The 15386-nt window shown below is 67.2% G+C and carries 11 protein-coding genes; 3 read left to right on the forward strand and 8 right to left on the reverse strand.

Annotation, left to right across the window (positions count from 1 at the left end; translation table 11 throughout):
* Positions 1 to 10: 10 nt before the first annotated feature.
* From ACRWQA_RS14375 to ACRWQA_RS14410, 8 genes are all read right to left on the reverse strand, one after another.
* The gene (locus tag ACRWQA_RS14375; protein ID WP_434231439.1) at positions 11 to 1504 is read right to left on the reverse strand and encodes an ATP-binding protein; all 1494 of its coding nucleotides are present in this window, start codon (positions 1502 to 1504) and stop codon (positions 11 to 13) included.
* The gene (locus tag ACRWQA_RS14380) at positions 1501 to 2232 is read right to left on the reverse strand and encodes a response regulator (protein ID WP_263583239.1); all 732 of its coding nucleotides are present in this window, start codon (positions 2230 to 2232) and stop codon (positions 1501 to 1503) included. Before ACRWQA_RS14380 ends, ACRWQA_RS14375 begins: the two co-directional genes overlap by 4 nt.
* Before the next feature lie 122 nt (positions 2233 to 2354).
* On the reverse strand, positions 2355 to 3152 hold the full coding sequence (locus ACRWQA_RS14385; RefSeq protein ID WP_434231436.1) for a Cof-type HAD-IIB family hydrolase: 798 nt from the start codon (positions 3150 to 3152) through the stop codon (positions 2355 to 2357).
* Between the two features lie 83 nt (positions 3153 to 3235).
* A complete protein-coding gene (gene nagE / locus ACRWQA_RS14390; RefSeq protein WP_434231434.1) occupies positions 3236 to 4951 on the reverse strand; it encodes an N-acetylglucosamine-specific PTS transporter subunit IIBC in 1716 nt (571 codons plus the stop codon).
* The gene (gene ptsP, locus ACRWQA_RS14395; RefSeq protein WP_434231431.1) at positions 4948 to 7503 is read right to left on the reverse strand and encodes a phosphoenolpyruvate--protein phosphotransferase; all 2556 of its coding nucleotides are present in this window, start codon (positions 7501 to 7503) and stop codon (positions 4948 to 4950) included. The genes nagE and ptsP overlap by 4 nt, the downstream gene beginning before the upstream one ends.
* A gap of 51 nt (positions 7504 to 7554) precedes the next feature.
* Complete coding sequence (locus tag ACRWQA_RS14400) at positions 7555 to 8574, reverse strand: SIS domain-containing protein (RefSeq protein ID WP_434231429.1); 1020 nt, start codon at positions 8572 to 8574, stop codon at positions 7555 to 7557.
* Entirely contained in the window at positions 8574 to 9677 is a 1104-nt protein-coding gene (nagA, locus tag ACRWQA_RS14405; RefSeq protein WP_434231427.1) for an N-acetylglucosamine-6-phosphate deacetylase, read from the reverse strand. The genes ACRWQA_RS14400 and nagA overlap by 1 nt, the downstream gene beginning before the upstream one ends.
* Positions 9678 to 9688: 11 nt before the next feature.
* Complete coding sequence (locus ACRWQA_RS14410; protein WP_263583234.1) at positions 9689 to 10423, reverse strand: GntR family transcriptional regulator; 735 nt, start codon at positions 10421 to 10423, stop codon at positions 9689 to 9691.
* A gap of 225 nt (positions 10424 to 10648) precedes the next feature.
* Between ACRWQA_RS14410 and ACRWQA_RS14415 the strand changes: the two genes are divergently transcribed.
* From ACRWQA_RS14415 to siaB, 3 genes are all read left to right on the forward strand, one after another.
* On the forward strand, positions 10649 to 12589 hold the full coding sequence (locus ACRWQA_RS14415) for an exoribonuclease II (RefSeq protein ID WP_434231451.1): 1941 nt from the start codon (positions 10649 to 10651) through the stop codon (positions 12587 to 12589).
* A 191-nt stretch (positions 12590 to 12780) separates the two neighbouring features.
* Complete coding sequence (siaA, locus tag ACRWQA_RS14420) at positions 12781 to 14856, forward strand: biofilm regulation protein phosphatase SiaA (RefSeq protein WP_434231426.1); 2076 nt, start codon at positions 12781 to 12783, stop codon at positions 14854 to 14856.
* Complete coding sequence (gene siaB / locus ACRWQA_RS14425; protein ID WP_263583232.1) at positions 14856 to 15386, forward strand: biofilm regulation protein kinase SiaB; 531 nt, start codon at positions 14856 to 14858, stop codon at positions 15384 to 15386. The genes siaA and siaB overlap by 1 nt, the downstream gene beginning before the upstream one ends.

Genomic DNA, 15386 nt, shown 5'->3' on the forward strand with positions numbered 1-15386 from the left:
GCCATGTTTCCTAGTGCTGCAAAGTATTGCCTTCGTGCCATCGGGGAATGGACAGCGTGGCGACCAATCCTCCCTGGGGATGGTTGGCGAGACCGATATCGCCACCCATGGCCCGGGCGATATGCCGGGCGATCCCCAGCCCCAGGCCGCTGCCTCCGGTGTTACGGCTGCGCGAGGGCTCGAGGCGCACGAAGGGGGAGAAGACCCGCCCGAGCTGAGCCTCGGGAATGCCCGGCCCGTGGTCATGGATGACGATCGACAACCGCTCGGGGGAATCGTCCAGCGTCACCTCGGCACGCTTGCCGTAGAACACCGCGTTTTCCACCAGATTCGCCAGGCAGCGCTTGAACGCCAGCGGCTTCACCGGCAGCGGCTCGGTGTGCCCGATGATGGTCACCTCGCCACCCTGCAGGGCCAGTTCGCCGGCCAGCTCGTCCAGCACCGCCCGGGGGTCGACCGGTTCCACCGCTTCGTGCAGGTCGAATCCCTTGACCGAGGCCAAGGCTCCCTTGACCAAGAGATCGAGCTCGTCGAGGGAAGCGCAGAAGCGCTCGCGCTGCAGCGGGTCGTCGAGCATCTCGGCGCGCAGGCGCATCCGCGTGATGGGTGTCTTGAGGTCGTGAGAGATCGCCGAGAAGAGCCGCTCGCGCTCGTCGACCTGGTCGCGAATGCGCTCCTGCATGCGGTTGAACGCCACCGCAGTGGCCGCCACCTCGCGTGGCCCGCTCTCGCGCAGCGGCGGCGCGTCGAGATCGTCGCCGAGCTGGCGCGCTGCCCGCGACAGCCGCGCCAGCGGCCGGGTCACGCTGCGGATACCGAGCAGCGACAGGCCGATCACCGTGAGCAGTACCATCAAGCTCGCCAGCAACCGCTCGCCGGAGAGCCAGCGGTACTCGTTGAACAGGTCGGGCACCGGCAAAAGCGTCGCCACGTAGAGCCAGGTCTCGGGACCGAGCTCCATCTGCACCACCAGGATGGGCGGCGAGAGCGGCTCCATCAGCAGGCTGTGCTGCCCCCAGCGAGGCGGCAGATCGTGCAGCAGCACCTCGTTGTTGTAGACGCGCAGGGTCTCGGGGCGGGAGAACTCCACCAGCACGTCATCGATGTTCAGCTCAGCCGTGAGAATATTGCGGAAGTTGTCGACCACCAGCGTCTTTTCCGACCCCGAGCCGATGTCCTCGACCGGTATGCGCCGCTCGTTGACGCTGACGAAGAAACGCGTACCGCCCATGTTGCGCAGCTGGTCGAGCACGATATGGCGATACTCGTAGGGCAACGAGCGGAAGAAGCGCATGGTCGAGGCCACGCTGTAGGCGACGTTGCGTGACAGCTCGTCGAGCTGTTCGAGCTGGCTCGAGCGCACCTGGGACGTCCAGACGACATAGCTGGCCAGTTGGGCGGTGAGCACGCCAACCAGCATGATGAGCACGAAGCGTCCACGCAGCGTATGCGGCAGGAAGCGTACCAGGCGGCGTTGCCAACGCTTGAAAATCCCCTCGCTCACGTCAGCGCTTCGACCCGGGCGGTGAAGACGTAGCCGGCCCCGCGCACGGTGCGGATCAACTGATGGTAATGCGTGTCTTCGCCCAGGCGCTGGCGCAGTCGGCACACGTGCACGTCGATGGAGCGATCCAGCGGCGGCGCCGGGCGCCCACGAGTCAATTCGTAGAGGGCCTCGCGCGTGAGCACACGCTCGGGGTGTTCGAGAAAGACCTGCAGTAGCTGAAAATCGGCACCGGAGAGCGGATGACGTTCACCCTGCTCATCGATCAGTTCGCGGGTCATTCGATCGAGGCGCCAGACACCGAAGGCCACCAGCCGGGCACGGGCAGGATCGGCGGCTGCCGAGCCCACCCCGCCCTTCACCCGTCGCAGCACTGCCTTGATGCGGGCCAGCAGTTCGCGGGGATTGAACGGCTTGCCCAGGTAGTCGTCGGCGCCCAGCTCCAGCCCCAGGATGCGGTCGGTCTCGTCGGCGCTCGCGGTGAGCATGATGATCGGCACCTCGCTTGAGCGGCGAATGTCGCGACAGATGGTGAAGCCATCATCCCCCGGCAGCATGATGTCGACGATGAGCAGGTCTGGGGTTTCGCTTTCCAGCAGCCGATGCAGCGCCTCGGCATCCTCGGCGGCCAGGGCGCGATAGCCATGGCGCCCCAGGTAATCGACCAGCAGTTCGCGAATCTCGGGGTCGTCGTCGACCACGATCAGGGTGGCGGGCGTAATCGTCATCGTCGTCCGATGGTCAAGGGCGTCACCTGGGCGGTGGCGCCGTGAGTCGTTGTCGTTATGGGTTCGATGATGGGCAAGCAAGGCCCAGGCGGCAAGAGGCTGTAGACCAACGTCGCAGCACGCTACAAGGAGAACCACTCCCGCAGGTGCCTGGCCACGGCGGTCTCGGCATGGTGGCCGATGCGCCGGGCAGCCGGCACGCGACCCGCCAGCTCGGGGTGGGCGTTGGCCATGACGTGCGCCTCGCCGGCAAGAGCGAGCATCTCGGTGTCGTTGAGATTGTCGCCGAAGGCCAGGCAGTGCTCGCGGGCGATCCCGAGCGCGGCAAGCAGCGCCTCCAGCGCTGTGCCCTTGTTGACGCCACCGGCCATGATCTCCAGCGAGTTGACCGTTGAATAGGTGACGTGCAGACGCTCTCCATGGCTGACGCGGATCGTGGCCTCGAGGCCCGCCAGCCGCTCCGGCTCGCCGATGTAGAGCACCTTGCCGACGCCCTCCCCGTCGAGGCTCGCCGGCTCGACCACGCGGTAGCCGAAGCCGGTATGGGCGTGGTAGGCGAGCAGCCGCGGTGCCGGAGCATCGATCAGCCACTCGTCCTCGAGATAGAGCTTGAGGCGCACGCTGTCGTGACGCTCCAGTGCGATCAGTTCACGTGCCAGTTCGGCCTCGAGATGACGCGACGCCAACAGCTCGTCGCCGGGGCCGTGCAGGTAGGCACCGTTGGTGCTGATCACGTGGATCGGCACACCCAGCCGCTCGCGGAAGGCCAGCATGTCGCGGAAGTGGCGACCCGAGGCGAAGGCCAGGTGATGCCCCCGTTCGGCCAGCAGGCGCAGGGTCTCGATGGTCTCGGGGTGCAGATCGTGATTGGCGTCCAGCAGGGTACCGTCGAGGTCGGAAACGATCAGGTGCGGTGTCATGGGCGTCCATTGCATCAAGTAACCGATAGAGGCTAACGCAGCCTGTGGCGGTTTGCACAGGATCGTTCGCGACCCGACGAAAGCTAGCGACGACTCCCGAGCGCGTTCGCCACGGCGGCGGCCTGGGTGCCAACCACCAGATGCCAGACATTGTCATCCAGGGCCTGGGTGCCCCGGCAGCCGAGTCGCTCGAGCAACGCTTCGTCGAGGCGATTGCCGTCGGCGAGCTCGACACGCAGGCGGGTCCGTGCCTGAGCTTCGAACCCGAGCAGGTTGGCCTCCCCGCCCAAGGCGGCCAGCCAGCGCGCTGCCTGCTCGGCCGACAGCCGTGCGCCCGTCGGCTCGGCCGGCTCCGAGGAAGCCTCGGTCATGCCTGCCTCCGACACCTCACCGCCCGACCGGGATGCGGCCGCGCGGATCTCGTCGGCCACACCATCGGCGATGGGTCCCAGGATGACCTGAACGCCACCGCCACGAAGCCGCATCACGCCGCGGGCGCCCAGGCGCTTGAGCGCCTCCTCGTCGATGGCCTCGGGGTCGTCGAGCACCAGGCGCAAACGGGTGGTACAGGCGCCGACACTGCTCAGGTTTCCCGCCCCGCCCAGGGCGGTGACGAACGCGGGACCACGCTCGCCGGCCGCGGAGGGGCCGCTGGCGGAGGGCGTTGCCGTCTCGGGTTCACGACCCGGCGTGACCAGACCGAAGCGGGCAATGGCCCAGCGGAAGACGCCGTAGTAGATGGCGAAGTAGGCCAACCCTACCGGCAGCAGCATCCAGCCGTTATTGGAGAGGCCGTAGGAGAGCGCGAAATCGAAGGCACCTGCCGAGAAGGTGAAGCCCAGCTTGACGTCGAGCCAGTGCATCAGCGCCATCGAGATCCCCGTCAGCAGCGCATGCAGGAGATAGAGCAGTGGCGCCAGGAACATGAAGGTGAACTCGATGGGCTCGGTAACGCCGGTCAGGAAGGCCGTCAGCGCCAGCGACAGCAACAGGCCGCCCACCTGGGCGCGGCGCCCCTTGGGCGCGGCATGGTACATGGCCAGGGCCGCCGCCGGCAGGCCGAACATCATCACCGGGAAGAAACCGGTCATGAAGCTTCCGGCCGTCGGGTCGCCGGCAAAGAAGCGGTTGAGATCGCCGCTGGCCAGCGTGCCGGAGGCTGCCTCGAAGCTGCCGAAGACGAACCACACCAGGCTGTTGAGCACATGATGCAACCCGGTCACGATCAGCAGCCGGTTGAGCGTGCCATAGACGAACAGGCCCAGCTCGCCGGCATCGATCAACCACTGTCCGAGCGTATCGATACCCTGCTGTACGGGAGGCCAGATCAAGCCGAAGACGACCCCCAGCAGGACGGCGACCAGTCCCGTGGCGATGGGCACGAAACGCCGACCACCGAAGAACGCCAGGTATTCGGGCAGGCGTATCGCCTTGTAGCGGTTATAGAGCAGCCCCGCCACGCTGCCGATGATGATGCCGGACAGTACCCCCATGTCGATATCCGGATTGAGCGACATCAGGACGGCATCGAGCACCAGGTAGCCGACCACGCCGGCCAGTCCCGCGGCGCCATTGCTGTCGTCGGCGAAGCCGATCGCCAGCCCGATGGCGAAGATCAGCGCCAGGTTGGCGAAGATGGCTTCGCCGGCGCTGGCGACGAAGGCAATGTCCAGCAGGTCCGGCTGACCCAGGCGCAGCAGCAAGCCGGCGATGGGCAGCACCGCGATGGGCAGCATGAGGGAGCGTCCGAGCTTCTGCAGCCCGGCCATGGTCCAGGAACCCAGGTCGGTCGTCTTCATGACGGTAACCTCTCGATTGTGGTTGTCGTGGGGTCTCGTTCTGCCGCCTGCCAGGCCGACAGGCGCTCACGCACGGCTGCGGCATCCGCCAGGCCCAGCAGCACCGGCATTTCCGCCGCCAGGCGCCCGGCATCGAGTCGCCTGATGGCTGCCTTGACGGCGGGCACCCGGGCGGGCTCGACGGAGAGCTCGTCGACGCCCAGGGCCACCAGCACCAGCGAGGCCAAAGGATCGCCGGCGGCAGCGCCGCAGACGCCGACCGGGCAGCGTCCGGCGGCCCCCTCCACGGTGGCCTTGATCAAGCGAAGCACTGCGGGATGCAGCACGTCGGCCCGCGCCGCCAGGTCCGGGTCCTCGCGATCCATGGCCAGGGTGTATTGGGTCAGGTCGTTGGTGCCGATGGAGAGAAAATCGGCCTCCCCGGCCAGGCTGGCCGCGCACAGGGCGGCACTCGGCACCTCCACCATCACACCCAGCTGGGGCCGGGTAGCCAGGCCGAGCGCCCGCGCCACGCTGTCGAGGCGCCGGCGCACGTCCACCAGTTCGGCAACCTCGCTCACCATCGGCAGCATGATGCGCAGCGATTCGAGCGGCTCGACCCGCAGCAGTGCCCTGAGCTGGGTATCCAGCAGCTCCGGCAGGCGCTGCCAGAGGCGCACGCCGCGCACCCCCAGCGCCGGGTTGGCGACAGCGGGCAGCGGCAGGTACGGCAGCTGCTTGTCGGCGCCGATATCGAGGGTACGCACGATGACCGGCTTGCCGCCCAGGGCACGCACGCTGGCCTGGTACTCGCGGTGCTGGTCCTCCTCGCCGGGAGCGGAGGCGCGTTCGAGGTAAAGAAATTCGCTGCGCAGCAGGCCAATGCCGTCGGCACCGGCCTGCGCCGCCAGCCCGGCCTCGGCCGACGAGCCGACGTTGGCACACACCTCGACACGGCGACCGTCGAGGGTAAAAGCGGGCTGATGGGCAGCGCGACGCTCCTCCTCCGCCTGATGCACCTGCGTCTTGATAGCGGCTTCCACCTGGGCCAGTCGAGCCTCAGATGGCGACACCTCGAGGCGACCGCGCTCGCCATCGAGCACCGCGCGCTCGCTGCGTGCCCGTTCCAGCTCGGCGCCCATCGAGACCAGGCAGGGAATTCCCCGTGCGCGAGCGAGAATCGCCACGTGCGCCGTGGTGCCGCTGCGCGCCAGGCAGAGGCCGGCGGGGCGACGTTCGGCCAGCGCCACGAACTGCGAGGGCGTCAGCTCGTCGGCCACGACGATGGCCCCCTCCGGCACTGCCGCGTCTTCGCGCGCCCCGGGCTCGGCCAGCAGCGCCATGACGCGCTGCTGCAGGTCGCGCAAGTCGGCGATGCGGCCCGCCAGCAGCGAGTTGCCACTCTCGGCAAGCCTCCCGGCCTCGGCATCGAGCGCCTCGTGCCAGGCCTGACCGGCGCTGCGCCCGTCGCGTATCGACGCAAGCGCGGCATCACCCAGGGCAGGGTCTTCGAGCCAGGCCCGGTGGGCGCCGAATATCTCCGCCTCGCCGTGCCGGCCTTGCTGTGCGGCCAGAGCCTCGGCCTGTGCCAGGGCCTCTCCCGCCTGATTCAGGGCCTGCTGCAAGCGAGGCCACTCCACCGCCTCGCCCTCGCCGTCGCGCGGCACCCGAGGCAGCGGCGGGCGATACGCCACCAGCGGACCCACGGCCAACCCGCCACTGGCCACCAGGCCGGCCAGCTCTCCTTCACCCAAAGGTCCAGTGGTCGCCGAGGCCTGGCGCGGCGCCGCGTGGTCGTCGGCCTCGACCGTGGTCAGCAGTGCCTCGGCCGCCTCCAGGGCAGCCTCGGCCCGCTCGCCGCTGGCCGTGAGGCTCAGCTCGTCTCCCTCGGCGAGCCCCAGGTTGAGCAGTGCGCTGATGCTGTCGGCCTCGGCCGCGGCTTCGCCGTGCACCACCGCCATGCTGACGGCGTGGCGCCGGGCAATCTCGCGCAGCCTTGCCGCCGGCCGTGCATGCAGGCCTGCACGCAGAGCCAAGGTGATGCGACGGGTCGCGGAGGGACGTGCGGCATCACGATCCGCCGATGCCGCCATGTCTCTCGTCTCTTCCACCAACTCGAGCAGGGGTTCGCCGCGGGCGACACGAGTACCACCGGCACGGCCCATCGCCGACACTCGCCAGCCGTTGGTGGCCGTCACGATCAGCGGCGTGATCAAGGAGCTGGCATGGCGCGCGACACGGTCGGCGTCGAAGCGGCACAGCGGGTCGCCGCTCGATACCCGGTCGCCCACGGCAACCAGCAGTTCGATGCCCTCGCCATCCAGCTCCACGGTATCGAGCCCCAGGTGAATCAAGAGTTCGACACCCGCGTCCGTCTTGAGGGTCACCGCGTGGCGGGTCCGGGCGCACTGAACCACTTCACCGTCGCACGGGGCGTAGAGACACTCGGCGAGTGGATCGAGGGCGATGCCCTCGCCCAGGATACCGTCGGCAAACACCGGGTCCGGCACTTCGCCGAGGGGAACCACGACGCCGTCGACGGGCGCATGCAGGATCAAGGGAGATGCGGTCATGTAGACCTCCGCTATTGTTATGTGGGCATGGGCCAAGACCCGCTGCCTTGGTCAAAGGGTGCAGGTCACCTTGTTGAGGTGTCTGGGTCGATCGGGATCGCTGCCCCGCGCCGCAGCCAGGTTGGCCACCATCACGTAAAAGCTCTGGATCACCGAGAGTGGCTGCAGCGCGTCGTGACCGGCATCGGCCAGCGTCAGCTGCCGCCTGGCCACGCGCTCGTCCGCCGCCAGCAGCACCCGCGCGCCGATGCTCTCGAGCCACTCGGCCAGCTCCAGCAGCCCCGCCTGTTCGGCGCCCGGCGGGGCGAATACCAGTACCGGGTAATCCGGGCCAATCAGCGCCATGGGGCCATGGCGAACCTCTGCCCCGCTGAAGGCCTCGGCCTGGATGGCGCAGGTTTCCTTGAACTTGAGCGCCGCCTCCTGGGCCACGGCCAGGCCGGCGCCACGGCCGATCACCATCAGCCGGCCGCAGCCTGCCAGCGCCTCCACCGCCACTGACCAGTCCTGCGCCAGCGCCCGGCTCAGGCGCTCCGGAAGGGCCTCCAGGGCCGCCAGCATGGCGCGATCCCGATTCCAGTGGCCCAGCAGTTGGGCCATGGCGGCGAGTGTCGCCAGGTAGCTCTTGGTCGCGGCGACGCTCTTCTCGTCCCCCGCATAAAGCGGCACTTCGAGATCGCTGACCGCCCCCAGCGGCGACTCGGGCGTATTGACCAGCGCCAGCGTGTACGCCCCGGCCTCGCCAAGGGCCTGCTGGGTGGCGACCAGGTCGGGGCTCTGCCCCGATTGCGAGACCGCCAGCGCCAGTTGCCCCTCGAGCCGCCATGGCGTCCTGGCCAGCGTGGTCAGCGACAGCGGCAGCGAAGCCACCGGGATGCCGCGGCTCTTCATGCAGAGATAGGCGAAGTAGCCGGCCGCGTGATCGGAGCTGCCACGCGCCACCGTCACTGCCGCCGAGGGAGGGTCGCGGCGCAGCCGCTCGCCGAGTTCGGCCAGGATCGCGTCATTGCGCGGCAGCTGGCCGCGGATGCGCTCGGGCGCATTGCGGGCTTCGTCGAGCATCAGGGACATCAGCGCTCTCCTTCGATGATGCGGCCCTCGACCACGACCGCCTGCAGCTCGAGACGAGCGTCGAGCATGACCAGGTCCGCCACGGCGCCTTCCGTCAGCCGGCCGTGATCGGTCAGGCCGAGGAAATCGGCTGGGAAGCGCGACAGGCGGGAAGACGCATCGGCCAATGAGAGGCCGAGCTTGACCAGGTTGCGTAGCGCCTGGTCCATGGTCAGGGTGCTGCCGGCCAGGGTACCGTCGGCCAGGCGCACGCCGCCCAGGCACTTGGTCACGGTCTGCTCGCCGAGGCGGTAGTCGCCATCCGGCATGCCGGCGGCGGCCGTGGAATCGGTGACCGCATAGAGGTGGGGAATGCAGCGCAAGGCGGCGCGAATGGCGCCCGGGTGGACGTGCTGCAGGTCGGGAATCAGTTCGGCATAGTCGGCATGGGCCAGAGCGGCCCCCACCATGCCCGGTTTGCGGTGATGCAGGCCGGTCATGGCATTGAACAGGTGGGTAAAGCCACAGGCGCCATGACCGAGGGCGGCGACCCCCTCTTCGTAGCTGCCCAGGGTATGCCCCAGTTGCACGCGTATGCCACGGGCCGTCAGGTGACGAATCAGCTCGCCGTGACCGCAAAGTTCCGGCGCCAGGGTCACCAGCCGGATCGGCGCCAGCTCGCACAGTGCGTCCACTTCGGCGATTTCTCCCGGGCGGGCATAGGCGGGCTGGGCACCGAGCTTGCCGGGGTTGATGTACGGGCCTTCCAGATGCACGCCCAGAACACGGGAGGCATCGGTCACGGGCGCCTGCATGTAGGTAGCGACAGCCGCCAATGCCCGGCGAATTTCCGCCTCCGGGGCGGTCATGGTGGTGGCCAGCAGGCTGGTGGTACCGAAGCGGACATGGGTGCGGGCCAGGGTGGCCAGCGCCTCGCCCCCCTCCATGGTATCGGCACCGCCGCCGCCGTGGACGTGCAGGTCGATGAAGCCCGGCAGGATGCGAGGATGCGTATTTTCCAGCGGGTCGGCCGGCTCGCCCGAGAGGCGGCTGATGCGGCCCGCCTCCCACTCGATCTCGCCCAGGCGCCAGCCGTCGGGGGTCAGGATATTGCCATGGAACATGCCGGCGCCTCCTAGCGGGTCAGCTCGACCATGAAGTCGTAGTAGTCGGTGCGGCAGTAGGTGATGGTGAGCTCCGCCGCCGTGCCGTCGCCCAGATATCCCAGGCGGGTAATCTTCAGCAGCGCCTGGCCGCTGGGGACCTCGGCCAACGCTGCCAGCTCGGCGTCGGCGTTGATCGCCGTGACGTGCTGCAGGGCCCGCATCACCGGCTTACCGGCCGCTTCCATGACGGCGTAGAGCGAGGTCTCAACCGCCATGGGATCGGGCAGCACCGAGGCCGGCAGGCAGCTCTCCTCCACCGCCATCACCACGTCGTCAGCCAGGCGTAGCCGCCGGAGCCGCGCCACGCGCGCGTCGGCGCCCAGCCCCAGCCGCATGCTCTCTTCGGCACTGGGGGTCGCCAGGCTGCGTGACAGCCAGTGGGAGCTGGGCGTGAAGCCGCGCTGGGTGAGCATCTCGGTAAAGCTCACCAGCCGCGTGAGGGACTGGTTGAGGCGTGGCGCGATGAAGGTGCCCGAGCCGCGACTGCGCCGGATGAGCCCCAGCTCGGCCAGCCGATCCAGGGCCTTGCGCGCGGTGATGCGCGACACGGCAAGCGTTTCGGCCAGGCTGCGCTCGGAAGGAAGCGCCTCCCCCGCCTGCCAGGCGCCCGTTTCGATGGCCTGTTCCAACTGACGGGCAAGCTGCTGGTAGAGCGGCGTGGCCCCAGCGGGGTTGAGACGTAACTGCTGAAAACGATGATCCATGGGATGCTCTCGGCCATACCAATTCAAGACCACTATAGATCCACATGAATACCAATCAAATACCAATTATCCGAGACTTTAGTCGCAACATGAAGCGGAGGCTGCCTGTACCGGCAGCATGGTATTCAATAACCTTTTGTTTTCTTGTCGGGATAACGGCAGCGTTTGGCGCCGGCCGCGGGAATCCGTATAGTGGCCCTCCTACCCCGCCACACGTTCGTGATCATGCTGCAGAACAATCCGCTGCTCGCCCAGCTCAAGCAACAGATTCGTCAAACCACGCCTCGTGCCGAAGGCGTGATCAAGGCCACCGACAAGGGCTTCGGCTTCCTCGAGACCGACGACGGTCAGTCCTATTTCGTGCCGCCCCCCGCCATGAAGCAGGTGCTGCACGGCGACCGCGTCCAGGCCGTGATCCACGAGAATGGCGACAAGACCTCCGTCGAACCGGATGTCCTCGTCGAAGCGGGTCTCAGCCGCTTCATTGCCCGGGTGCAGAAGCGCGATGGACGTCTGGCAGTCGTGCCCGACCACCCTTCGATCAAGATCGCGCTCAAGGCGAGGATCAAGAACAGTCTCGACGAGGCCAGCATCGGCGATGCCGACTGGGTCGTGGCGCGACTGGTTCGCCATCCGCTCAAGCCCGAGGACCGCGCCTTCTTCACCCAGATCGACGAACTGGTGGCCAAGGCCAGCGATCCCGCCGTGCCATGGCGCGTGACTCTGGCGCGCCACGCCCTGGAGCAGGAGTGCCCCGATGCCGGCGACGACTGGCCGCTGCGCGACGAGGGGCTCGAGCGTGAAGATCTCACCGCTGAGCCTTTCTTCACCATCGACGGCGAGAAGACCCGAGACATGGACGATGCGCTGCGCATCGAGCCACGCGAGGAAGGCGGCTGGCGTCTGACGGTGGCCATCGCCGACCCCACCGCCTACGTCGAGGAGGGGCATGCCGCCGATCTGGAGGCGCGCACCCGCGCCTTCACCGTTTACCTGCCGGGCCAGAACGTCACCATGCTGCCCGAGCAGTTGGCCGATGACCTTTGCTCGCTGCGTGAAGGCGAAGAGCGTCCGGCCCTGGCCTGTACGCTCGAGGTGGAAGCCGACGGCAGCCTGGGTGAGTACCGCTTCTTTGCCGCGACGGTGCGCTCCCAGGCCAAGCTGGTCTACGACCGTATCTCCGACTGGCTCGAAGGCCAGGGCGAGTGGACGCCGGCCGAGGAGATCGCCGGCCAGCTCCGGGCGCTGCGCGACATGACCGAGGCTCGTGCCGCCTGGCGCGCCGAGCATGCGCTGGTGTTCAAGGACCGTCCCGATTACGTCTTCGACCTCGATCCGGCGGGCAATGTGCTGGATATCCGCATCGAGCAGCGGCGCATCGCCAACCGCATGATCGAGGAGTCGATGATCGCGGCCAACGCCTGCTGTGCCCACCTGCTCGCCGAGCACGTCGGTCACGGCATCTTCAACGTGCACCGCGCCTTCGACCCGGAAAAGGCCGAGGCCGCCCACGAGTTTCTCACCGCCCAGCAGATCGAGGTCGAGCTGGAAGCGCTCTCCGAACTGCCGCGCTACAAGGAGCTCAAGCGGGCGCTGGAGAGCCGTGACGACGCCTGGCTCGATGCCCGCCTGCGCCGCTTCCAGGGCTTCACCAGCATGTCCGCTCGCCCCGGCCCGCATTTCGGCCTGGGCCTGGCCGCCTACGCCACCTGGACCTCGCCGATCCGCAAGTACGGCGACATGGTCAATCACCGCCTGATCAAGCGTGTGCTCAAGGGCGAGCAGGCCCCGGCGGAAGCCACCCAGGCGCTGACCGAGCAGCTCACCGAACGGCGCCGGCTCAACCGCATGGCCGAACGCGACGTCAAGGATTGGCTCTACGTGCGTTACCTGACGCCTGCGGCCAAGGCTCAGGAAGCCTTCGAGGCGGAGATCTTCGGCATCACTCGCGGCGGCATGCGTGTGCGCCTCATCGCCAATGGGGCCACTGCCTTCGTCCCGGCGCCGATGTTGCACAGCGATCGCGACAAGGTGGTGATCGACGACAAGGAAGGCCGCATCCAGGTGGAGGGCGAGGAGCGCTACAAGCTGGGCGATGTGATTCGCGTCGAACTGATCGAGGCGCGCGAGGAGACCCGCTCGCTGGTGGCACGCCCCTCCGCGTAAGCGGTAAGACGTGCCGACTTCCTGCTTGTCGCCATCGAACGAAAACCACCCGATACCTTGATATCGGGTGGTTTTCTGCTTCTTTTCGCCACTCGCATTACCCCCTGCCTTGTGGCATGTTGTGACTGACAAAAAACATACTTCAAGCATGACCTTTCTCGGTCTTGCCGCAGCGGGGAAACAGCACACACATGGCCGTACCATGGGGGTTGCGTGGCAAGTCGGTCGCGACGCTGCTACTCGCCTGTCTTCTCTCGTTGATCCCCGCCGTCCTGCTGGGCTGGAAGGCGATCGACGACATTCGGCGTCACTTCGCCAATGCCTATGCGGAAAACTATACCTTGCTGCACATGCAGCGGATCCTCGCACCGGTGTCGCGTGAACTGGCCCTGGCGCAGCGCTTTGCCAACAGCTTGGTGCTGAAGCAATGGCTGGCCGACGAGGAGTCGCCCGACAGCCAGGCGCGTCTCTTCGCCGAGGCCGAAGGATTCCGCCAGGATTTCGCCGACGACTCCTACTTCATGATCGCCGATGCCAGCGGCAACTACTACTACATCGACGACGATAGTGCCGATAGCCGTACGCCGAGCTACCGCCTGGACGTCACCCAGCCGAACGACGCCTGGTACTTCCAGGTCCGCCGCACCAACGAGCCCTACAACCTCAACGTCAACTTCGACCACGAGCTCGACGTGACCAAGGTGTGGCTCAACGTACTGGTACGCGATGGCGATACTCTGCTGGGTCTTGCCGGTACCGGCTTCGAGCTGGACGACTTTCTCGATGCCTTCCTCCGCGACGAGGCCGAAGGCCTGACGCCGATGATCGTCGACCAGCGGGGTGCCCTGCAGGCTCACCCCTCGCTGGAGCGCATTGCACTGGGCTCCGGCATCGGGGCGGGCGAGGTCGACGGCGAGCACACCATCCACGCCCTGCTCGGCAGTGACGAGCAGCGCAGCGAGCTGACCCGTGCCATGCAGGCGGCCCGCCAGGCGCCGGAGACGATCCAGTCCCTGTGGGGCACCCTCGAGGGACGCGAAGGACTGATCTCGGTCGGCTACATCGCCGAGCTGGACTGGTACCTGGTCACCGCGCTGGACATCGGCGTCGCCCAGATTCTCGACCGCCGCTGGCTGTGGCCGTTATTGATCGCCGCCACATTGATCCTCGGCATTCTGCTCACCATCATCGCCGTGGCCACCGAACGCCTGATCCTCGCTCCGCTGAACCGGTTCAAGCAATCGGCCCAGGCCATCGCCGCCGGTAACTACGACTCGCCGCTGCCCACCTCGCGCCACGACGAGATCGGCGAGCTCTCCCAGGCCTTCTCGCACATGGCCGAGCAGGTGCAGCGCCACACCCGCGAGCTCGAGGCCAAGGTGCGCGAGCGGACCTTGGCCCTGGAACAGGCCAATGCCGAGATGGCCGCCACCCAGAAGCAACTTGGCGACTCGATCGATTACGCCAGCTTCATTCAGCGCGCCATTCTGCCTGACCGTCAGCTCGACCTTCACCTCGAACATCATCACGGTGTGCTGTGGAAGCCGCGCGACACGGTAGGCGGCGATTTCTATCTCTTCCGCCCCGATGCCGGCGGCTACCTGTTCGGCGTAGTGGATTGCGCCGGCCACGGCGTGCCCGGCTCGCTGATGACCATGCTGGCCCGGGCCATTCTCGACCACGCGATCCTCAAGGCGGGCTGTCAGGATCCGGCAGCGATTCTCGCCGAGACCGATAGTCAGAGTCGTGAGCTGCTGGGTGCCGAACAGCTGCCCGCCTCGATCGCCACGCATATGGACGCTGGCCTGGCCTGGGTCGATCTCGCGACCCGCCAGATTACCTTCGCCGGCGCCAAGATCGGTCTCTACGCCAGCGATGGCGAGACGCTGACCCATCTTGCCGGCGACAAACGACCGCTTGGCCATAAGCGTCGTATCGAGTATCGCAACCAGAGCGTCGACCTGCGCCCTGGCTGGACCTACTCGCTGTGCACCGATGGCTTGCTCGACCAGGCGGGCGGCAGCGACGGCTTCGGCTTCGGCAACACCCGCTTCGAGGCGCTGTTCATGGCCCAGGCGCAGCGCCCCTTGCAAGCGCAGATGGAAGCCTTCGAGCAGGCACTTCGCGATTATCAGGGCGACTTGCCGCAGCGCGACGACATCACCCTGTTGAATTTCCGCTTCACCGAGCAGGACCACCCGCCCGGCAGCGAATCGACGCCCCCGCTTCCTGCCCCGGCAGGTGCCGCATCACAGGAGAAATCGTGATGAACCTGTTGAGTATGCGCCAGAGCTATCTCGAGCAGCGCATCATGCTGTGCTTCAATGGCCCCATCTCGCGTAGCCTGATCGAGGAGATCGGCAACGCGCTGCGCAACTATCTGAACTCACAGCAGGCCACGCCATCCGACGCCATGGATGTCTTCGCCGCCTACATCGAAATGACCCAGAACATACGCCACTATGCCATTCGCCATGGTTACGACGAGGAGTCCGCTTCGGCCACGGTGGCGGTGGCCAAGGACGCCCAAGGCCGCTACACGGTCTCGGCGGGCAATCTGGTGGAGTATGATGATGGTGTGCAACTGGTTGAAGCCATCGAGGCCCTCGCTGCCCTCGACAAGCAGCAACTGAAGCAAGCCTACAAGCAGCAGCTGCGCATGCCTCGCGGAAACGCCAGCTCCGGCGCCGGCCTGGGGCTGCTGGATATCGCACGCAAGTCGAGCGAGCCGATGCGGGCCTCTCTCGAGCCACTGCCCGACGGCCGAGGCTTTTTCAGCCTTACTGCCGTGATCTGA

It is taken from the genome of Billgrantia sp. C5P2 (assembly GCF_051062895.2).

What these genes read in the sequence shown, in the direction of transcription:
- ACRWQA_RS14380 (WP_263583239.1), bottom strand. Translation starts at nt 2,232, where the DNA reads ATGACGATTACGCCCGCCACCCTGATCGTGGTCGACGACGACCCCGAG.
- ACRWQA_RS14385 (WP_434231436.1), bottom strand. Translation starts at nt 3,152, where the DNA reads ATGACACCGCACCTGATCGTTTCCGACCTCGACGGTACCCTGCTGGAC.
- nagE (WP_434231434.1), bottom strand. Translation starts at nt 4,951, where the DNA reads ATGAAGACGACCGACCTGGGTTCCTGGACCATGGCCGGGCTGCAGAAG.
- ptsP (WP_434231431.1), bottom strand. Translation starts at nt 7,503, where the DNA reads ATGACCGCATCTCCCTTGATCCTGCATGCGCCCGTCGACGGCGTCGTG.
- ACRWQA_RS14400 (WP_434231429.1), bottom strand. Translation starts at nt 8,574, where the DNA reads ATGTCCCTGATGCTCGACGAAGCCCGCAATGCGCCCGAGCGCATCCGC.
- nagA (WP_434231427.1), bottom strand. Translation starts at nt 9,677, where the DNA reads ATGTTCCATGGCAATATCCTGACCCCCGACGGCTGGCGCCTGGGCGAG.
- ACRWQA_RS14410 (WP_263583234.1), bottom strand. Translation starts at nt 10,423, where the DNA reads ATGGATCATCGTTTTCAGCAGTTACGTCTCAACCCCGCTGGGGCCACG.
- ACRWQA_RS14415 (WP_434231451.1), top strand. Translation starts at nt 10,649, where the DNA reads ATGCTGCAGAACAATCCGCTGCTCGCCCAGCTCAAGCAACAGATTCGT.
- siaA (WP_434231426.1), top strand. Translation starts at nt 12,781, where the DNA reads ATGGCCGTACCATGGGGGTTGCGTGGCAAGTCGGTCGCGACGCTGCTA.
- siaB (WP_263583232.1), top strand. Translation starts at nt 14,856, where the DNA reads ATGAACCTGTTGAGTATGCGCCAGAGCTATCTCGAGCAGCGCATCATG.